The sequence below is a fragment of the Enterococcus sp. DIV0421 genome (assembly GCF_051713745.1).
Classification (GTDB): Bacteria; Bacillota; Bacilli; order Lactobacillales; family Enterococcaceae; genus Enterococcus_D; species Enterococcus_D casseliflavus.
The window spans coordinates 2,191,655-2,212,369 of sequence record NZ_JBIOQM010000001.1; the positions used below are offsets into that span (position 1 = coordinate 2,191,655).

General features: G+C 42.6%; 13 protein-coding genes. 12 read left to right on the plus strand and 1 reads right to left on the minus strand.

Going from position 1 to position 20,715, the window contains the following annotated elements:
* Window positions 1–147 precede the first annotated feature (147 nt).
* The 7 genes from IGI96_RS10550 to IGI96_RS10580 all read left to right on the plus strand — a co-directional run bounded on the left by IGI96_RS10550 (window position 148) and on the right by IGI96_RS10580 (window position 11,006).
* On the plus strand, window positions 148–2,277 hold the full coding sequence (locus tag IGI96_RS10550) for a VWA domain-containing protein (RefSeq protein ID WP_086339136.1): 2,130 nt from the start codon (window positions 148–150) through the stop codon (window positions 2,275–2,277).
* Window positions 2,278–2,674: 397 nt separating this feature from the next.
* Window positions 2,675–4,129, plus strand: coding sequence for a helix-turn-helix domain-containing protein (locus IGI96_RS10555; RefSeq protein ID WP_438785100.1), 1,455 nt, complete (start codon window positions 2,675–2,677; stop codon window positions 4,127–4,129).
* Window positions 4,122–4,532 carry a hypothetical protein gene (locus tag IGI96_RS10560; protein WP_034858588.1) on the plus strand — a complete coding sequence of 137 codons (411 nt, stop codon included), beginning with the start codon at window positions 4,122–4,124 and terminating at the stop codon, window positions 4,530–4,532. Before IGI96_RS10555 ends, IGI96_RS10560 begins: the two co-directional genes overlap by 8 nt.
* Window positions 4,533–4,705: 173 nt before the next feature.
* Window positions 4,706–5,146, plus strand: a complete 441-nt coding sequence (locus IGI96_RS10565; RefSeq protein ID WP_438785102.1) for a WxL domain-containing protein — start codon at window positions 4,706–4,708, stop codon at window positions 5,144–5,146.
* Window positions 5,097–5,486, plus strand: a complete 390-nt coding sequence (locus tag IGI96_RS10570; RefSeq protein ID WP_438785104.1) for a WxL domain-containing protein — start codon at window positions 5,097–5,099, stop codon at window positions 5,484–5,486. Before IGI96_RS10565 ends, IGI96_RS10570 begins: the two co-directional genes overlap by 50 nt.
* A gap of 226 nt (window positions 5,487–5,712) precedes the next feature.
* Entirely contained in the window at window positions 5,713–6,762 is a 1,050-nt protein-coding gene (locus IGI96_RS10575) for a DUF916 and DUF3324 domain-containing protein (protein ID WP_086339138.1), read from the plus strand.
* 20 nt (window positions 6,763–6,782) lie between these two features.
* Window positions 6,783–11,006 (plus strand): WxL domain-containing protein, encoded by a 4,224-nt coding sequence (locus IGI96_RS10580; RefSeq protein ID WP_086339139.1) that lies wholly within the window; start codon window positions 6,783–6,785, stop codon window positions 11,004–11,006.
* Window positions 11,007–11,079: 73 nt separating this feature from the next.
* Here the strand turns inward: IGI96_RS10580 and IGI96_RS10585 are convergent, their stop codons facing one another.
* On the minus strand, window positions 11,080–12,579 hold the full coding sequence (locus IGI96_RS10585; RefSeq protein ID WP_034858590.1) for a helix-turn-helix domain-containing protein: 1,500 nt from the start codon (window positions 12,577–12,579) through the stop codon (window positions 11,080–11,082).
* Window positions 12,580–12,784: 205 nt separating this feature from the next.
* Between IGI96_RS10585 and IGI96_RS10590 the strand changes: the two genes are divergently transcribed.
* The 5 genes from IGI96_RS10590 to IGI96_RS10610 all read left to right on the plus strand — a co-directional run bounded on the left by IGI96_RS10590 (window position 12,785) and on the right by IGI96_RS10610 (window position 20,615).
* Entirely contained in the window at window positions 12,785–13,585 is an 801-nt protein-coding gene (locus IGI96_RS10590; protein WP_005232001.1) for a MurR/RpiR family transcriptional regulator, read from the plus strand.
* Window positions 13,586–13,698: 113 nt separating this feature from the next.
* Window positions 13,699–15,069 carry a glycoside hydrolase family 1 protein gene (locus tag IGI96_RS10595; RefSeq protein WP_086339140.1) on the plus strand — a complete coding sequence of 457 codons (1,371 nt, stop codon included), beginning with the start codon at window positions 13,699–13,701 and terminating at the stop codon, window positions 15,067–15,069.
* Between the two features lie 5 nt (window positions 15,070–15,074).
* Complete coding sequence (locus IGI96_RS10600) at window positions 15,075–16,364, plus strand: PTS sugar transporter subunit IIC (protein ID WP_008378054.1); 1,290 nt, start codon at window positions 15,075–15,077, stop codon at window positions 16,362–16,364.
* A 108-nt stretch (window positions 16,365–16,472) separates the two neighbouring features.
* The gene (locus IGI96_RS10605; protein WP_086339141.1) at window positions 16,473–18,179 is read left to right on the plus strand and encodes a glycoside hydrolase family 3 protein; all 1,707 of its coding nucleotides are present in this window, start codon (window positions 16,473–16,475) and stop codon (window positions 18,177–18,179) included.
* A gap of 24 nt (window positions 18,180–18,203) precedes the next feature.
* The gene (locus IGI96_RS10610; protein ID WP_086339142.1) at window positions 18,204–20,615 is read left to right on the plus strand and encodes a glycoside hydrolase family 2 TIM barrel-domain containing protein; all 2,412 of its coding nucleotides are present in this window, start codon (window positions 18,204–18,206) and stop codon (window positions 20,613–20,615) included.
* The last annotated feature ends 100 nt before the right edge of the window (window positions 20,616–20,715 follow it).

Here is a 20,715-nt window from a genome sequence, read left to right on the forward strand (position 1 = left end):
CGTGATTTTTTTGCAAATGAAATCGGCATTTTTTTGTCTCCTTTTCGCAGCAAAACCTTCTATACTGTTTTCTGATAAAGACTCGCTTTCCTCATTACTCAAGGATTTTTGTGAGGAAAGCAGTGCGGAAATAAAGGAGCGAAAGCGATGAAACACAAAAGAGGTTGGCAAAAGCATGCAGGGATTTTTTTCCTGTTGTTGATGGGGTTTCTTATAGGCAGTCTGACTGTAAACAGTGAAACCACCACGTATGATTTTGACTATCAAACCGATGCGACCGGGCAGTATTTGACAAATGGAACGGCGCAAGGAGATACGTACAATTACAAGTATGGACAGGCGCCGGGGGTTGCTTTTGATGAAGAGAACTATGTCAATTATGCAGATGAAGCGTATCTGAAAAAGAGTGTCAAAGAAGCAGCGGATCAAGGACTATTTGATGTAACGTTAGCTGTCAAAGGCAATCAGACCAGTACCCCTGTTGATCTGGTCATGGTGATCGATTATTCTTCCTCTATGACGGGAGAAAAATTGACCAACGCCTTGTTGGGGTTGCAGCAGTTTGGAAATGAATTGGCTGATTCGCTGGCGAATGGTTCCATTCGGATCGGGATCGTTGCCTACAATCGGGAAATCTACACCACCAATGGTTTTTCTACCGATATCGCCTACTTAGAACAATTTCTGCGGGAGACGGCCGAAACCCATTCTGGAACCTTCATGCAAAAGGGCTTGCTGGCAGGGCAACAGCTATTACTGGAAGAAAGTCGACCAGAAGCGGAAAAGCTGTTTATCCATATTGGTGATGACAGTGCCAATCGTAGTTATTTGCCAGCAGATGATGCAACAGTTTATCAAAATACTGGCGCAATCCGCGATTACAATGGCTATCACACGGAAAGCTATGTCGAGTCATTTCAAACATCGGCTACTGCTTACCATACGACAAGTAAAAATCCGTCAGATCCGCAAGCCATTCCTGTTAGCAGTAAGGTGGTGACCGACGAAACCCTTGGCACGATCGTCGCGCTTAAAAAATCTGGGTTTACCTATTATTCGGTAGCAACGGCGCCTTCCGCACGAGGGGAATACATTGGGCGTAATCTGGCGTCTGCACCAAGCAATTACTTAACGACGGATGAAAACCTGAGTGGATTGGGTTCAGCATTGACGGAGATCGCCAATCATATCGATAAAACCATCCCTGATGGGACGATTACGGATCCGATGGGCGAGGGTATTCTTTTGCAAGGAGCTGGCAATTTTGATGCTGACTCGTACCAGCTAGTCGGGTGGCGCAAAAATGCGCAAGGAGAGTGGGTCGAGGCGCCGGAAGTTGCAACTGGAGTAACCGTTTCTGAAAAGAATCAGACCATTACGGTCAGTGGGGTAGCTTTAGGTGAAAATGAAAAACTGACGTTGATCTACCAAGTTCGTCTGAATACGGAAGCCCCAGATTTTAAAGGAGAGACGTGGGTGTTGTGCAATGGCCGTACGACCTTAACCCCAGCAAGCGGTGATGAAGCATTAGATTTCCCAATTCCTTCCATCAAAGCACCCAGCGTTTCCCTTGAGGTTCTTAAAAAGTGGGTCAATGTTTCAGCAGCTGAGATTCCCGACCAAATCGATTATCAAGTCAAAAGAACCACTACTACGGCAGCAGACAGTTGGCAGCAGTCAGACCGTTTGACCCTTGAAAAAGCCAATGATTTTCAAGCATCATTCACAAAACTACCCGTTGCTGGTCAAATGGCAGACTTACCAAAATACAACAATCAAGGGGAAGACTTCGTGTATTGGGTTGAGGAAGTCAATGTCCCCGACGGCTTCGAAAGCAGTGTGACGACTGAGGGAGATACCCTTGTAATCACCAATACAAAAAAAGAAACCGAACCAAGCACGACGGAACCAAGTACCACAGAACCAAGCACCACAGAACCAAGCACAACGGAACCAAGTACCACGGAACCAAGTACGACGGAGTCAAGTACGACGGAACCAAGCACGACGGAGTCAAGTACGTCGGAATCAAGTACAACAGAATCAAGCACGACGGAACCGAGTACAACGACCACAAACAGTGACGGTGCCACACTAGGAAATTCCCATGAGAGCCAATCCACTGACACGAGTGCTGGTAGCGAAGCCACGAAATCTTCCAGTCAAGAAAAAGTAAAGGCTCTTCCTCAAACGAATGAGCAACGGGCTGCATGGCTGGTGATTCTAGGTGCAATCATGGTAGGCGGTGTGTTTATAAGCGTACTGAAAAAGAAATAGGAGATTGCTCTAACTTATAATTCTATATAGTCAGCTAGACAAGTGTCTAGCTGCTTTTTTGTGCTTCAATCAGTTGAAATCGGCGCTGTTACTAAAAAAGCTGTGGCTTATTTGTGAGTATAGCTAGAAATTGATGAAGGAGAAACAATAAACAAAAACGTAGCGGAACTATTTAAAATAACACTTAATATTTACCTTTGAGAGCCTGCAAAATAGATGAATATTGATAGAAAGTCAATATTTTTGCACCCTCGTGTGCAAATGCTGGATAAAAAATAGGTGGTAATTTTGTTAGAATCAAACAAGAAACATTGCAACGATTCGAAGGCAGCGCTAAAGGAGGGACCTATGATTTGATAAATAATTTATAGGAAATTTGCTAAAGGAGATTAAGCCCGTGAACAGTCTTACATTCCAATTGGTAACGAACTCAGTGAATCGAAGAAGCCTGATACTATTGGCGTACATGGAAAACGAACAGATTTTGAGTGTCAAGCAGCTCTCAGAAAAAGCGAGTATTTCTCGGCGGACGATCTTAACGGACTTAAAAGCACTACGCACATTTTTTGGTGATACGATCTCTTTTGAAGGGACCCATCACGGCATGAAGTTAGTGATCAAGGATCATGGTGAGTACTATAAAAAACGACGCTCTTTCTATGAGCGAGAACCACTGATTTTATTAGTACAAGCTTTTTATGCGGGACAAACGTTTCCTTTTCTAGCTTGGATACGAGCCATGCATATTTCAGAATCAACGGCAAATCGACTCTTAAAAAAATTACAGCTGATTCTTGATGAATACGGTTTGGTGGTAACCAAAGCACCGATTGGGCTGATGGGAGAAGAAATCAATCAGCGAAAGTTCTTCTGGGATTTTTATTGCGAAACGCACTATTTTGAGTTGCCAGTTATTGATCATCAGCTCCAAGAAACGCTTTTAAAAAGAATTGAGCAAAACGTGGGGATCGTTTCAAGAAAAAAGCTTCTCAATATTATTCGTTTGTCTTTTCAGCGTGCCACTTTTGGAACCTTGATCGTTGATCCTGAGGTCCAAGCAGTGATCCAGCAAGATCCGCTTTTTCTGACGATCAAGGAAACACTTCAAGAAAGTAGCAGTCTTCAACCCATCGCAAAAAAACGGCTCCTTCAGGAAGCGTGCTTTATTTACCTAATGCTCTATGCGCAGTGGGCGCTTCGGGGGAAAACGAGGATTCCCCTCAATACCTTTTCAAAAACGAGTAAGCGATTCGTTGAACTTTTTGTTGCTTTTTTTGAACAGCACAATTCTTACCTTGACGAACCTTGTGCAATTCAACAGGTCGTTGAAGATTTTTTAGTACGACAATATGCAAAAGTTGGTTTAGCACCTATCTACCTAAAAAATCCGGATAGTACGAATCAATTTGTGTTTTCTTTGCCTTTTGATCTGTATGAGCCTTTGATTAGGTTTATGGAAGTGAATGAGATTCCGCAATGTTTCAAAAATCAATTTTTTACGGACTTTTGTTGTTCCTTCGTTCTTTATCTTTTTGGCAATCAATTGATTCGGGTTTCGCAAAAAATCGTGGTGTTGCTTGCCAATAATTATGTGATCGATGAATGGGTCTATAGTATTTTTGAACATCATTTTAGTGGTCGGATGGCTGTGCTCTATGAAGAGCAATTAACATCGGAACAGATCAACCAACTTGACTGTGATATTTTGATCACCATTATCATCCCATTTGATTACTCCATAGAAAAGCAACCGCAGGTCTTTTTTTTGCCTAAATACATTGGGTATAAAGAAGCGATTAAAATGGTTGTCTCCATCCTAAATGAAGGATTGGAGGACTTCGTTTGTGTCTGAAGTATGTTTTTTGGAAGAGAAAAAGGAACGAGAGGAAAATGAGGAGGAATACATGGCGCTTCGTAAATTGAGGTATTTTATTGTACCAATGTTGCTGTTAAGTTGTCTGCTAGTCGCTGATTTCGTAGAAGCCAAAGAAGTGTCCACCGCTAGAACAGAAGGGGTCATCCGTTTTGTTGGTGGCCAGGAACCTGAAAAGCCAGAGCCAAAACCGCCGACAGGGGAATGGCGAGCACCTGAAGAAGATTCGTCTGATAGCGCAAAAAATGATCGTTTTCCGCAAACGAACAGTCACCAACGACTACTTATTTGCTGGATAGGTCTGCTGCTCGTCATCTTGAGTGTGGTTGTTTACTTGAAACGATGCGCAGGGCGATCCGCTAACGAGAAAAATGGCCTTTAGGCAATACGGTTGCGCACTTGTTTTAGGATAAGGCAGTTGTGGATTTTGAAGAAAAGGAAAGATTAGTAAGTCATCTGGCAACCAATTCTAGCGAAAAAAGGTTTATGCATCGATCAATAGTAATCATCGTAGATTCTTTCTGCGAATAATAATAGGAAAAGGAGTAATTTTTTATGAAACGTATTTATTTAGCAACAATCAGTATCATGAGTATCGCTGTGTTATCTGGGGGAGTGACCGCAGCAGCAACACCCATCCTGCAAGGAAATACCGAAAATGAAGTAGATTTCATCCCTGGAGAAGAGGAAGAGATCGATGTTGAATTACCTGAAAAAGAGCCAGAGGTAGAAATTGATCCGATCGATCCAGAGGTAATCGGTCCATTCACTTTGGTGCATGTGCCAAAGCGCTTCGATTTTGGGACCCAAGTGATCAGCACAGGTCCTGGAAAATCCGCCATGTTTGCGGAGCTAGAACGACTGTCTGATGGGTCAGGAACCGCGCCATATGTCTCTTTTGCTCAAGTATTGGATACCCGTGGTGGACATAACGGCTGGACGTTAAATGTCGGTTTGGATCAAATTTACAAGTACCGATGCCACTTCGAATCATGAATTACGTGGGGCTTATATCGAATTTCAAAATCCACAGATTCGTTCGAATGCATTAGATCCGGCTACCTTTCCAACGGCACCTAGCAATCAATTTAACCATCAAACCATCGATGTTGGGACGGAAGGCAACACCTTGATGTCTGCAGCTCCTGGCCAAGGGGCGGGTCTTTCAACGGTTCAATGGGGTGATCAAACCCTGCTAAATCAACAGCATGCAGCTGGGGAAGAGGATATTCTCAATGAAGCGATTTGGCTCCATATACCGACAGGAGCGAATCCGCAAGCAACCGCTTATACGGCTACTCTGACTTGGCATTTAAGTGCCACTCCTGGCAATTAAGGAATAAGTTTTTTGGGAAGAACACAGCAAAGAAGCCAGTCTTTTAGCTTGGCTCAAAAGCACGAATATGGGCACATGGTTTTAACGGATCATTTTACCAGTAAGCGCGAGAGCAAATAATCAGCATGTTGCGATTAGGGAAAAACGAGTCGGGAAGTGGGCAAGGGATATAGGGAATAGGCAGGAGACGAGTCGTTCCTGCCTATTTTGAAAGGAATGATTCATTATGAAGACACAAAGCAAGAGATCAATCAAAAAGAGGCTAGTAGCTGGGTTTGTTTTACTGGTGATGGTACTCGTTGGATTGCCGATGACAGGTTGGGCAGAAACACAATCAGAATTGCCATTTCATGTGGTCCCCAATTTACCGAAAAGCCAATTACCAGATGGGAATAGTGGCTATTTTGATCTAGAACTAGCGCCAGGGACCGATGATGTTCTAGGAGTGACGATTCAAAATCGTGCGGAAAAGGAAATCACGATCGAAATATCCGCACATACGGCGTTCACTAACGGAAATGGCGTCGTGGAATATGGCAAAGATGCCGCAGAACCTGACCCGACTTTGCCTTATTCGATAGCTGATCTAATCGAATCACCAGGAGAGATCATTTTGTCAGCCAAGGAAAAAAAGACGATCGAGTTACCCATACATATGCCTGAAGAAGCCTTTACTGGTAGTCTAGTCGGCGGTTTACGTATTCGAGAGGTCATCGCAGAAGCGACTGGATCAGAGGAAGAAGGTGTTGCGATCCAAAATCGGTTTGCTTATATTCTAGGCGTCGTTGTCCGCAATGAAGCTTCTATTATTGAACCAGAGCTTGCGTTATTGGATGTGTTTGCCGGTCAAGTCAATTATCGCAATGCGTTTCGGGCAACGCTGCAAAATCCGTTGCCGCGTTTTGTCAATCGCCTAGAGGTAGAGGCAGCTGTTCGACGAGCGGATCAGGAAGAAGTTTTATATGAAGCACAGCGTGAAGGGATGCAAATGGCGCCAAATTCACACTTTCATTTTCCCGTTTCATTGCAGGGGGATCGTTTTTACAGCGGAGAATATGTAATGAGCCTAACCGCTCGAGCTGAAGGCGAGGAGTGGACCTGGGAATTTCCGTTCACTGTGGAAGCAGACACAGCACGACAGTTGAATCGTGAGGATGTCACCATTGAAGAGGAGCAAAACTGGTGGTTGATCAGCGCATTAGGACTAGTAATTTTCCTTCTTGGCATAATCATTTGGCTGTTATGGAAGAATAAAAAGCCGACCATGGAAACGTAAGAAGTAAAGGAGAGCATGGAATGAAAAAGCAAAACTTGAAGTATTGGATTCGCTTGCTGCTTGTTTTTATGGGATTACGCTTGATGAGTGTCCCTCTCATCGTTGTTTTTGCTGAAACCGAGCCGCCTTACCTTGCACAAACGCTAACGGATGAGGGCGTTCTTGAGGAGTTTGCCGCAGAAACATCTGAGCCTGAAGGGACGGTGCAGTTCAAAGAGCCTAAATTTGCTGGTACGGTAGGTCAACCGCTTACGCTCGATTTGGTCAGCGACCGAGCAGTGGCAGAAATCTTCCTAGAATTACCAGCAGAAGTCAAGCTGATGACTGATGCATTGGCTCCCGGACAAACTGCAGTAAAACAATGCGATCAAGGCTGGCAGATCAAAGCAAGTCAAGCACAGCAGACATTTTCTGTTTTGGTCGTTGCCGAACGTCCTGGAAGTTTTGTTGTAGCCAGTGTAGGGAGTGAAGCGATCGTCGAAATAGCTGCCGCAGAGACAGAAAATGAGGAAACACCAAAAGACATGGAAAACGAGTCCCAAAAATCGCCAGAAAAGGACAATGATCCTGCTGAACAAGCAGCAGACGACGAAAGTTTGCAGCAAGCGGCAGAAGTGCAGGCGGCTAGTGCGATCGTACCAAGCGCCTTTGATGGCGGCACAGCTTTTGTAGCGAACATGTCGGAGTTTAGTAGTGCTTTACAAGATCCAGCCGTATCAATTCTTTCCTTGCAAGCAGACCTTGTCCAATCTACTTCCAGCATAATGACCATCGATCGTCCGATAATGATTCAAGGAAATGGCCATACATTGACCTTCACTAACAATAGTACCTATTTTCAATTATTAGCAGTTAATGAAGAAACGATTTTTCGTATCGAAAATCTCACGTACCAAAAAACAGGCAACACCGCTTTGATCCAGACCACCAATGCGTTGAGTCGAAACTGGGTCGTTGAACTAGAGGGAGTGGAAGAAGCCTCGGAGAATCGGTCGCCTTTTATTTTAGCACGAGAAGCGAAGGTTCATTTTACAGGCGGTATCAATCGCTTTGAAGCAATGACGATGGATTCTGATACTCTGTTCAATTTGAAGGAAGTAGAAGCGGGCAATCAAGCACAGGTGATCATTGATAAGCCGAATATGTGGATTTTTTATACAGCACCAGATATTCAAGAGCCACGATTTTTGCTTGGCGCAGAGACCCAAATGACCATCACTACGCGACAAGGGGACGCAAATACGATCGACCTGCGTGGGGATAATGGTCAAATGACAATTAACCACGGTGCCTCTTTAATCATTCAAAGCCCTGGAACAGCTGCTGATGCGACTATTTTGAATAACAATGCTGTTATCCTATCTGGGAAAAATCCCCGATTTATTGTAGCAGAGAATTCAGTTTTTTCCATCGATGTTGCGTTAAGAAAACGCGGGCTTGTTCTGACTGGCGAGCAGCCAGAATTGACGATCCAATCTGGTGCAAACGTAACGATAAACACAATGAATGCGAGCGCCATCCTCTTAAATGGCTTCTTTCCTTCCGCTACGATCGCAGGAGATGAAACGCAAGTGCGGGTAAACAATGAGACGGCAACAGATGCCAATGCGATCGAACTATTAGGAGATGACAGCAATTTTTATCTGATTGATGGAGGTACGCTCATTGTAGAAAGTCAAGGAGTAGCGACGGACACTTCTGAAGAACAAAATATTGCACTACTCATGAAGGGCGCTGATCCAAGAATGATAGTGGGGGAAGCTGCCTTATTGCAAATTGAAACGACACAAAAAAGGCGTGGCATATATCTGACTGGAGAGAATCCTGAGTTGACGGTCCAGAACGGTTCAAAAGTACGCTTGACAGCCGAAAATGCAAATGCTTTACGAGTCAACGGAAAAAATGCCGACGTCACCATTAGTGGCGAAGACACACATGTACGGATTTTCAGTGAGATTGCAGCGGCAGAAGGAGCAGCAGCTTTTGTTTTAACCACACCGTCGAATGCGGCAGAAGCTGGCGTTCTTACTTTGAGTCAATCAGCAATTTTAGAGGTTGAAAGCATCACTGCTAGTGCGATCAATATCACCAGTCTCAACTTTACCTTTGAAGTGCAAAGCAATGGACAACTAATAGCTAGCAGTCATGAGGCTGACGGTGACCATGCTGTGATTCGCTTTTTATACTTCGGTATGGTGACGTTTCATGTGACGGATGGTGGAATAGTAAATGTTCATAAAAAAGGGGGCAGCGCACCCTTGATTCGAATTCCTAGTGGAGGAAATTCTTTTGAGATCACCGAAGGCGGCATCGTTGATCTTTATAATCCAGGAAATGGCAACGCGCATGATGGGAATGTTGCTGGAGGAAACCAAGGGATTTTTTATGCCAGAGGTATCCATGATAACGGGACAGAGAATAATTTTTCAATCGTAGGTGTCGATAGTAAATTTATGTGTGTAGCAGATAGTGGCCCAGGGATCGACATGCACACCTACTTCAATTCAACGATTTACGTTGAACAAGGATATTTCCAAGTGGAAGGGCGGACAAGTACCCCGGATGGTGGGGTGTTTCGTTCAGGCAAACTATCTGTGTTCTTGAATGATCCAGTCTTTTTTGATTTTCGTAACGATCGGCTTGATGGAGGAAACATCTTTAGTGTTTCTAATCTTTCAACATTAACGGCGACGAATAGTGACTTAGCTGTCTGGAAAAATGGGTCAAATCTTTTAGGAGATCCCGATCTAAATTTCCCAACCCTTGATTTTGCTTTTTCAGGAGCTGATTTTGGCCTGTTGGGTTTGACGAATAAGCCCGAGATATTGAATACGGAGACCTTTGGCAATCAGGGACTGACAGCGTACTCTCGCGTAAGTTCAAACAATGCGCGTTGGGCGATCGTTGATGAGTTGCGGGTGCCGACGAATGCGGACAAAAAAATTCATGGGCGAGTCAGCTTGCCTGTTGGGTTTGACGGGACTCGACCAGCTTGGGACGATGAAGCGAAAGTGACCGTTGAAATTGAAACAGCAGATGGTCAGAAGGAAAAAGCCACTGCAAAAACCGTTGGACATACAGAAGACACACCGGGGATCAGTATCTACGGAGAAGAGGCGCAAGGAGGAATTTTTGAGATTCCTCTTGAGGCTCCCTTGGAAGCAGGAACCATCGTCCGAGTCATCGCCGTCGAATTAACCAGCGGCGAACTGACAGAAGGTGCCCAGCATCAAATACGAACCGAGCCTGTGCAGGTTTTCCCCATTTTGCCGCCAACGCCCGCAGCTTTTGCTTCCTACGTTCTTCTTGAAGAAACAAACGAGATCCATGGTCACACGGAAGACACAAAGGTTGAGCTAAGTGCTACCCATAATGGTATCTGGTTTGATACAGAGGCGGTGGTTATCGATGAAGAGGGAACGTTTACGATTGATGTAAGTGATCGGCAGTTAAAAGCAGGGGATGAGATCCAAGTCTTTCTGAAAGATTCTGCTGGTTCGGCAAAAGAAGCTGGAGTGATCAATCCGCCGTCAACGAATGACGAACAGGGCAATCAGAATCCAGCTTCAGAACTCGTTTTTCGGGATGCTGTGTTTCCCGCTACAACTACCCTGCGAATCGCCCAGACTGGCCCACTGCCGCCGGTTGATCCATTGGAACCGGATGTAGAAGTGAATCCAGAAAATCCACCGGTCATTCCTGAAGACCAAGGATTACTTAGTCTTGATTTTGTTTCTCAGTTCCGTTTTGGTCAAGCGCCGATCCGCAGTACCAAAGGAACGTATCACGCATTGCCTCAGCAAATGATTCCTGCTGAAGGGGCAAGCGAAACTAAGGAACGTCCAAATTATGTACAGATCACGGATCAGCGTCAGGATACAGAAGAGACGAGTTGGCGTCTATCTGCGACTCTTAATTCACAGGGCTTTCGAAATGAAGACAATGAGCCCTTGATCGGTGCTCAAATCAGTTTAGCCAATCAACGGCTTATGACGACTTCAGAAAATTCCAATGCTAGTATGCCAGAGCTTTCAACGATGAAGGATAGGGTAACTTTGGCGCCAGGCGAAGCGCAGCCTCTACTAACTGGCGATAGTCAGAGTACGGGAACATGGGTCTATCGTTTTGGTGATCAAGAGACGGCAGCCACCAGTGTCACCTTAGAAGTACCTGCTGGTGCAAATCCCAAGTTGGGACGGTACCGTGCAACGATTGAATGGTCGTTAAGTAGTGTGCCAGAGTGAAGAACAAATACTACTCGTCCATAGAAACGAATGGAAAAGACGTGTGCGGCGTTCAAGTGCCGCACACGTCTTTTCAGTTATAGAAGGAGCTTTTTTCGGTGTTTTGCAACGCAAAATTATGGATGATTTTTGGGTTGATGATTTTCAAGAAATTGTTCCAATCATCTGCATCTGGGATCGATTTTATTAGGAGGCATTCAACATCCAGAATATACTCTTCCAAATACTCTGCGTAATTCGTCACGACTAGATCAATCTTGTTTCGTTCCACATAATCCAAAGAAAACTCACTGGAATCAGGGAATTGTAAAACATGATATCGACCAAAATATTTTACAGCAAAAGCATTGATGTGAAGGCAAATATGCGCATCCCCTTCTAAAAGAAAGGCGATTCGGCGTGGGTTGCCCCAGTATTTTTCTTTTAATCCTTCAAAGTACAAAGTGAAGCGGGCACTGATTGCTGGCAGAGCAGTTGCTTCAAAGAGAGGCTGTCTAAAAAGAAACCGTGTATTTTCCTCATACTCTTTAGGGTATTGTGTTTGTGCGTAATTGGAAATTTCTTCCATGCTTTGATTGTAGGTAGGGGAAATCAGCTGCTTTATTTTTTCCGTAATAAAGAAAGAATGGAGAAAAACAAACTCTCGGGACTGATCATGATCGGAAATCTGCTGGAGCTGGCAAAAATTGGCAGTCAGTTCTTTTAGCTCAGGCCAATGGTCAAAGCGGGTAACAAATGATATTTCTCTAAGATAGTTGTTTATCCCACGGTTACTTGCTAGTAGAGCGAAAAGATAGACCAGCTCCTCTGATGGTAAAGACAAGGAAAAAGCGGTTTGGAGTCGTTGATTGAGGGGCTGGATTTCTTGGAAGAGTTCATCTGCCAAGACGATCTTTTTTAATTGTTCGGAGACAACGACAGTTTCTCCCGCTTGATAACGCTCAAGGATAATATACAACCAATAACTGATATACCAAAATGAAGCCGTATTATTGGTTTTGCCGCGTATATTGCGAAAAAAATCTAAGACGATATTTTGCACAGCAATGGTTGGACGTACCGTATGAGGCGTAGCGTCCGACTCATAATAAAAGGCATGGAAAAATTTGCGAATATCCGCTTCTGATCCGATCAGACGGAAATTCTTATGGTCAACAGATAACTGAAAGGGCTTCAGGGCTTTTTCAAAAAGTGTCAAATAGCGTAAAAGGGAACTCTCAGAAAGATAAAAATAGTCTGCCCATTCGGAGACTGTCCGATATTCTCCCTTAAACAGATGCTCAAGAATAACGAATAACGGTTCATTTTGAAGGAGCGCTCGTTTTCGTTCCAGATATTCTTTCGGTAGTAATTCATGAAGAGAATAGCCATTCGACGTGGATTCGATCATTAGCGTACTTCCAAAGTAGCTCCGTAGCCCCTCCATATCATAAATGATCGTGCGCCGCGAACTCTGGACAGCTTTTGACAACTCACGATTCGAAAGGGTCTTATGCCGTTCCAAAAGATTCAATAGTTTCAACCAACGAATGGTGGTCGTAGAAGTAATAAACGTCATCTGAAAATTTTTCATTTGCAACACTCCCATACGGTCTGTTTGATGGATCATCGCTCACGTCTGATTATGGAATATGGATACGGGCAAGGCAAGGGAAAGGTTTTTGGATTCAAATTATCGAAATGGGCGCAGAGTATAAGGAGAATTTCACCAATTCAACTTTGCTTTCCCTAGCTTTCATTGTATATTTAGGTGAAAGCGTATTTAGGAGGTAGCACGAATGGAAAATAAAGGAACCTCAGTCAGAAGTCTTTTGTTGCGCTATTTAAATAATCAGAAAAAACAAGACAATAATTACTTTATTGCACAGGCGATTCTAAGAAGTTTTTCGAAAATCCCTAAGATGACCATTTATGAACTCGCAGAAGAATGCTTTGTGTCGACTGCAGCGATTTCGCGATTCATTCGAATTTTGGCTTTTTCATCTTATACGGAATTCAAACAAGCGGTTGAAAAAGAGATCGATATCGTCAGCGATTATTCCAAAAAAGTGATCCAGCCCGTGGAACAAAGGGAGGAATTTCTGGACGAATTCACCTCAAATCTTTTGATCAATTTGAGGTACGCCAAAGAACATCTCTCGATTTCAGAACTTGAAACAGTGGTCTCTGCGATCCATGAAACAGAAAACGTTGCTGTGTTTGGCTTAGAATTTGCTGCTTTTATGGGACAGCATTTGCAAAGCAAATTAGCAAGCATGGATAAAATTATTCGGATTGGTTTTACAGTGGAAGAGCAATTAAAAATTGTGGAAGAAAGCTCGCCAGATAGCTTGGTTTTGATTTTTTCGATGGAGGGTGGTTTCTTTTACTTTAGTGAAAAAGTGATTGCAGCCTTGAAGAAAAAGGGAATCAAAATTATCGTCTTTACGTTTAAGCATTCTCCAATCATTGAGCGAAGTGCAGACCAAATTATCCTCTGTGGAGAGATCAACGAAAACACCGAAGGACGGATTGCTATTCTATATATGATGGAGTTACTGATTTATATGTATATGAAAAAGTTCTATTTGCCTCAATAGTTTCATATTTTGAAACAAGACCTTTGGATTTGAAACCAGAGGTCTTGTTTTGTTGTCGTTAGAATTAATTCTGAATGGTATCGTTTTCTTATAAGGGAAAGGTGGAAGGAACAATGGTCAAAAAAGATTTTTATTGGGGGGCATCAACCTCAGCATTTCAAGTAGAAGGAGGCTTTGGTGAAGGTGGAAAAGGGATTGCAACAACAGATGTGCGTCACGTACCGGAGGGAATTGCAGATTCGAAGATCGCGTCCGATCACTATCATCATCTAAGCGAAGACATTGAATTAATGGCAGACTTAGGGATCGATCTCTATCGTTTTTCGTTCAATTGGACACGTGTCATGGGTGATGGTGATCAGCCGAATCAAGAAGGCATCGATTTTTATAATCGTTTGATTGATGGGTGTCTTGAAAAAGGAATCACACCTTTTCCTACCCTCTATCATTTTGAAATGCCGCAAGCATTAGTAACCAAATTTGGCGGATGGAAATCAAGAAAATGTATTGATTATTTTGTTGCTTATGCAAAAGTTTGCTTTCAGCATTTCGGTGATCGCGTCAAGCTGTGGGGAACGATCAACGAGCAATTGATCGTCACAGCAGCTTCTGATTTAAATGGCAATCACGAAACGGATGCAGATGAAAAAATGAAGCAGATGTATCAAATGAGTTACAATATGTCGCTAGCTGAGAAAAAGACAATTCAAGTTTTTCGAAAAATCGTAAGAGATGGTCAAATTGGTCCCGTGTGCTCTATGCAAGTTGTTTATCCTGAAACACCTTCGCCAAGGAACATCTTAGCAGCTAAGAACGCCGAAGACTTTTTACAAAATTGTTTTCTCGACATGTCAGTATTCGGCGAGTACCCGAAAAGCTACTGCAATTATTTGAATGAAAAAGGTTGGTATCCAGAAACGGAACCAGCTGATCGAGAAATTTTGAAGAAGAATAAACCAGATCTTATAGGGATAAACTATTACTGTAGTACCTGTATTCGTGCCGTTGAACCGGGAGAAGATACAAGCAAACTACCACCATTTTATCGAAATGAGCGATTTACGTTAGGGAACAATCCTTATTTAACGAAGACGAAATGGATGGAATTTGGTATTGACCCTGAAGGATTATATATAGGTATGCGGTCGATTTATGAAAAATACCATTTACCAATGATGGTAACTGAAAACGGTTTAGCGTATTCTGATAGTATTGAAGACGGGCAAATTCACGATGTCTATCGTATTGATTACTTGGAACAGCATATTAAGCAATGTGAGCGTTTTACAGAGGAAGGATATCCTTTATTGGGTTATAGTCCTTGGTCACTACTTGATTTGGTTAGTTCACACCAAGGGTTTAAAAAGCGATATGGTTTGATTTTTGTTGATCGCACAGATGAAGATCCGAAAGAATGTCGACGAATTCCCAAAGACAGTTACTATTGGTACCAAAATAAAATAAAAAACACTAAAAAGGGGTAAGAAAAATGAATGCATTTATCCACTTTATGGAAAAAAGATTTATTCCCGTTGCGAATAAAATTTCTTCGAATCGCTATTTAAAAAGTGTGAGTACAGGTTCGATGTCATTACTAGGCGTTATTATGTTAGGTGCCATCTTTACAGTTATTTCTAGTTTAAGCTGGGAACCGTATCAAAACTTTCTATCAGTGACCAACATTGGAACAGTGATGAATTATATTCCAGCTTACACAATTGATTTATTAGGTTTGTATATGGCATTTAGTATTGCCTACTGTGGAGCAGGAATATTCGGGATCAAAGAACAAGCTTTAGGGACGGGGTTCATCTCATTGGTATGTTTCCTGTTATTAACGCCACTCACTGAAAATCCCGAAGCAAGAGCTTCATTTTTAAGTACCAATTATTTAGGCGCGCGCGGGGTCTTCGTGGCAATTTTCGTTTCACTGATCACGATTCAACTGATGAAATTGTTTGTGGAAAAAAATATTACGATCAAAATGCCTGATGGGGTGCCAGAAATGGTGACCAAGTCATTTACTTCTTTAATTCCAGCAGTTGTGATTGCGTCACTTTTTGGAATTGTTAAATTTGGCTTTAGTGTAACTAGTTATAATTCGGCGACAGATTTTGTTTATACATTGCTTCAAGAACCATTGCAGCGATTGACGGGTTCCTTAACTGCCTTTTTGATTCTTATTTTGATCTCGAATCTCTTATGGTTTTTCGGGATCCATGGTTCAATGACCGTATTGCCGATTCTCATGCCAATTTTCTTGGGTTATCTTGCAGACAATAGTGCTGCTGTGGCGGCGGGAGAAGCAGTCCCTCATGCCATTAATTTTGGGTTATACGATTTGGCATGTTTAGGGGGCAGCGGTGCAACGATTGGTTTAGTGACTGACATGTTTTTATTTTCCAAGAGTAAGCGCTACAAATCATTTTCAAAAATCGTATTTCCAAGCGGTCTTTTTGGTGTAAATGAACCAGTTGTCTTTGGAATGCCGGTAATGTTGAATGTGATGCTTTTGATTCCGTTCTTATTGACGCCATTAGTGATCACTTCTCTTGGGTACGCATTGATTTCCATGGGAATCATTACCGCACCGATTGGCATCCTAGGGGCGGGCTCGTTACCTCCGCTGATCCACGGCATCGTTCAAGGGAGCCTCTCTTTTGGTATCTATCAACTATTTGCAGTTGCTATTTCTATGGCTATCTATTACCCGTTCTTTAAAACCTTAGATAATCAAGCAGTTCAAGAAGAACGTTTAGCACAAGAACAAGCTGGATAAGAAACTCGCACAGGATTTACAGTTAACCATAATAACAACAAACGAGCGCAAGAGTGAAGTGATTCTTGCGCTCGTCGTCTGTGAAACTATCGATTGGAGGACAACTCAGTGAGAGAGACAAGAGAAACACTTTTCAAATTTACAGAGACAAGGAAAAAACAAATTCAGAAGATCGTAGAAAACATGTCAGTTATGGAAAAAATTGGTCAGCTTTTTTTCGTGATTGGACAATCAGGTTCTTTAAAGGAATTGACGGCTTTTATTAAGAAATACCAACCGGGAGGAATGATGTATCGCCCCGACAATGCTGAAAAATTGAAGGATCAGCTAAGAGCAGTCCAAGATGCTAGCACAATACCGTTATTTCTTTCAGCAAATTTAGAGTCAGGTGGGAATGGTATTCTTACGGAAGGGACATGGGTCGGTAATCCTATGCAGATTGCCGCTACAGATTGCACCGAAAATGCCTATTACTTAGGAAAAATTGCTGGGCTGGAAGCGGCTCGAATTGGTATTAATATGGCTTTTTCACCGATTGTCGATATTGATTATAACTTCAAGAACCCAATCACGAATACTCGCACATTTGGATGTGATCAAAAACGAATTATTCGCATGGCTCAAGCGCAGATAGACGGTTTTTCTGAGAGTAACATCATTCCAGTGATCAAGCATTTTCCTGGGGATGGTGTTGATGAAAGGGATCAACATTTACTGAGTTCGATCAATTCACTCTCCGCGAATGAGTGGATGGAATCGTATGGGACTATTTATCGCCAGTTTATTGAAAAAAACGTCAGCTGTATCATGGTGGGACACATTTATCAGCCTGCGTGGGAGCGAAAACTTTCACCAACGATCAGAGAAACCGAATTGATGCCTGCTTCTTGCTCGAAACTTCTAGTTAACGGGTTACTAAGAGATACACTGGGCTTCAATGGTTTGGCTATCACTGATGCAACACCAATGGTCGGTTACACGACGATCATGCCTCATAGAGAGCGACTCGTTGCTTCAATCAATGCAGGAATCGATATGTTGCTTTTTAATAAAAATATTGATGAAGATTATGAAGTAATCACATCTGCTGTAAAAGAGGGAAACATTCGTATGGAACGTTTGGATGAAGCAGTCGCACGAATTTTAGCAGTCAAAATGTACCATGGTTTATTGACTGAAGTAAGGGAAGAGACAGTCAATAGTACTCCTAAAAGTGTCATCGATCGTACTGAATATCAGTGGGTAACGAAAAAAATTGCTGATGAGTCGATTACATTGGTCAAAGACAGAGAAAAACACTTACCACTCACCCCACAACGATACCCTCGAATCCGTCTCGTTATTTTGGGTGATTCTGACGACGGTGGATTTAAAGAGGGAGGACGAGTGGGTCCGCTTTTTAAAGCTGGATTAGAAGCTGCTGGATTTGAAGTCAACCTTTTCGATAATCAACAATTGGATTTCCAAGAGGTTTTCGAAGCAGGGGTTGAGGATCTTAGAAATAAATTTGATTTGGCATTGTATGTTGCTAATGTTGAGACCGCCAGCAATCAGACAACAGTTCGTTTGGATTGGAATCATTTGATGGCCGCAAATGCTCCCTGGTATGAAAAGGATCTCCCTACCATTTTTGTTTCTACTGCCAATCCCTATCACTTATTTGACATCCCTTATGTTTCAACTTTTATCAATGCGTATACAGGAAATCCAGAAACAGTGGAGGCTGTAATCCAGAAATTGCTAGGGAAAGAACCGTTTAAAGGTAAGAGCCCGATCGATCCATTTTGTGGGGACTTTTTAGCTAGAGCAAAATAACTTTTATAAGAAGGAGGAGAAAAAATGAGACAAAATCGATTACTGAATGATGGCTGGCAATTTCACTTAGGTGAGATAGAAGAGCCAATGAAAACAGTCAGAAAAGCCGCAGCTATCGGTGGCTTGGCAGCTCCGCTTGAAAATGAAGCGGGGGATACTGTTTTGATAGGTGCTGGTGGAGAACATTTTCTACGGCTGATTGCTCAAGGTGATCGTGAAAAAGGCTTGAGAATGTTGGCGAACACTGCTTTGGGAAGTGAACTTGACGAAGATTGGGTATCTGTTGATCTCCCTCATGATTGGAAAAATGAACTTCCGTATGTTAATGATCCCGATTTACTGATGAGTGGATCAAAGCCAGATGGCATTGCCTATTACCGTAAGACTTTTGCGTTAACTCTAGATGAAGTGAACGAAAAGCAAGTGACTCTCCACTTTATGGGCGTCATGCGTATGGCATCTGTCTGGTTTAATGGTGTATTTCTAGGTGATCATTACAGTGGATACTCTGATTTTTCTTTTGATGTCTCTGAACTGATACGCATCGGCTCAGAGGGAGTGAATGTGGTGTTGATCAAAGTGGATACGACGAAAGGCGCGGAAGGCTGGTGGTATGAGGGAGCAGGTATATATAAGGATGTATATTTAGAAATAAAGCCAAAGCTTCAGATCGTGGCAGAAGCATCGTTTATCGAAACAACTGAAATAAACCAGCAGGAAGCGCTCCTTAAAATCACCGTTGGTCTTGCTAACCATCATTTTGAGAAAAAACAAAAGATAACGATCAAAAGTCAGGTGGCTGATCAACAAAATATCCATGAGTGTAACGTGGATCCTTTGGCGACAACAGAATGGAGTTATTGTCAAAAAATCTGCGCGCCTCAGCTATGGTCTCTCGAGAATCCACATCTATACCAAGCTACTTTTCAACTATTTGATGGCGAGAACCAAATCGATGACTATCAGCTTTTTTTTGGTATTAGGACAGTCGCATATACTACGAAAGGTTTTCTGCTTAATGGGGAACGTAAAGAATTAAGAGGGGTCTGTGAGCATCAAGATTTTGGTGGTCTAGGTGTCGCATTACCAAAAGATATTTTACGGTATAAGCTGTTGAAAATGAAAGAAATGGGGGTAAACGCCTATCGCAGTGCACATCACTTTGCTTCTAAAGACCTCCTTGAATTATGTGATGAGTTAGGTATCATCGTTATGAACGAGAACCGCATCTTGGAATCTAGTGAGTGGCGGACAAATGAGCTGGCAAAAATGGTGAAGCAAACACGTAATCATCCTTCTCTTTGTTTTTGGTCCCTTTGTAATGAAGAGGTGATTGGTCATACGCCGCTTGCTTACCGAATGGCACAAAAATTAGCAGCTGTGATCCGAACCCATACTTCGCAAAGTCTTATTGTTTCAGCGGAATTACTTAATCCTGCTGGTCAGGTGGATGCTTCTTATATGCGTATTTTTGATGTGAACGGGGTCAATTATCCTGAGTCTGCTGTAAATGGGACAGGTTTAGTTGCTGTAAAGGAAAAGTATCCGCTATTTTCATATCTTAGTACGGAAAGTGCTTCTTACTTTTCGACAAGAGGGGTCTATCAAGATAACAGCGAAAAATGTCATACTTCAAACTTTGGTTCTCTTTATTCTATGGTCTTACCTGGGAAACGAAAGCCTGAAGAGCCAGGAACCGGTGGTACGGCTAAACCGAAAGAAGTACTGCGTTACTTAGAAGAACATGCCTATATGGGAGGTGTCTTCTTGTGGACATTTATGGATTACTACGGTGAGCCAGCACCGTTTCGCTGGCCTGGGATCAGTTCTCAATTTGGAATTACAGATACGGTCGGATTTGAAAAGGATTCTTTTTATTATTATCAATCAAGGTGGACTGAAACACCAATGGTTCATGTGTTTCCTCACTGGAACAAAGAAGGGTTAACAATTGACCAAGGGGTTACGGAGGTGAGGATTTTTTCTAATTGTCATACTGTTGAGTTGTTTCTGAACGGGAAGAGTTTTGGAAAGAAAAAAAATGATAAAGATGGCCTATCTTGGCGTATTCCTTATGAACCAGGTTGTTTAAAAGCCATTGGTGTCAAAGAGGAACAAACAATTGAAGCAACTCGAAAAACAAGTGGTCCGACTGATTCTGTCACAGTTAAAGAACGATTCTGTGGAGCGGACTACTCTCTATTTGAGATCCAAGGAATCGATTCAGAAGGGATCGAGGTGCCAACTGCAGACGAACTTGTAGCGGTTTTGGTAAAAAATGGCACAATCCTCGGACTTGCTAATGGCGATCCCGCAGATCTAGACGGGTATAATTGCCAAGAGAAAAAACTTTTTTCAGGAAAATTAATGGCAATCATAAAAAAAGAACCAGGAAAAGTACCACTTATCCAAGCAGCACTAAAAAAAGTTGAGTAAAAGAGAAACAATTGAAGGTAATAGTAGTTAGCTTTGGTGCTCACAGATTTTAACGGAAAAAGAAAAAAGCCGAACCACAACCTCGACAGTTTATAAAGTC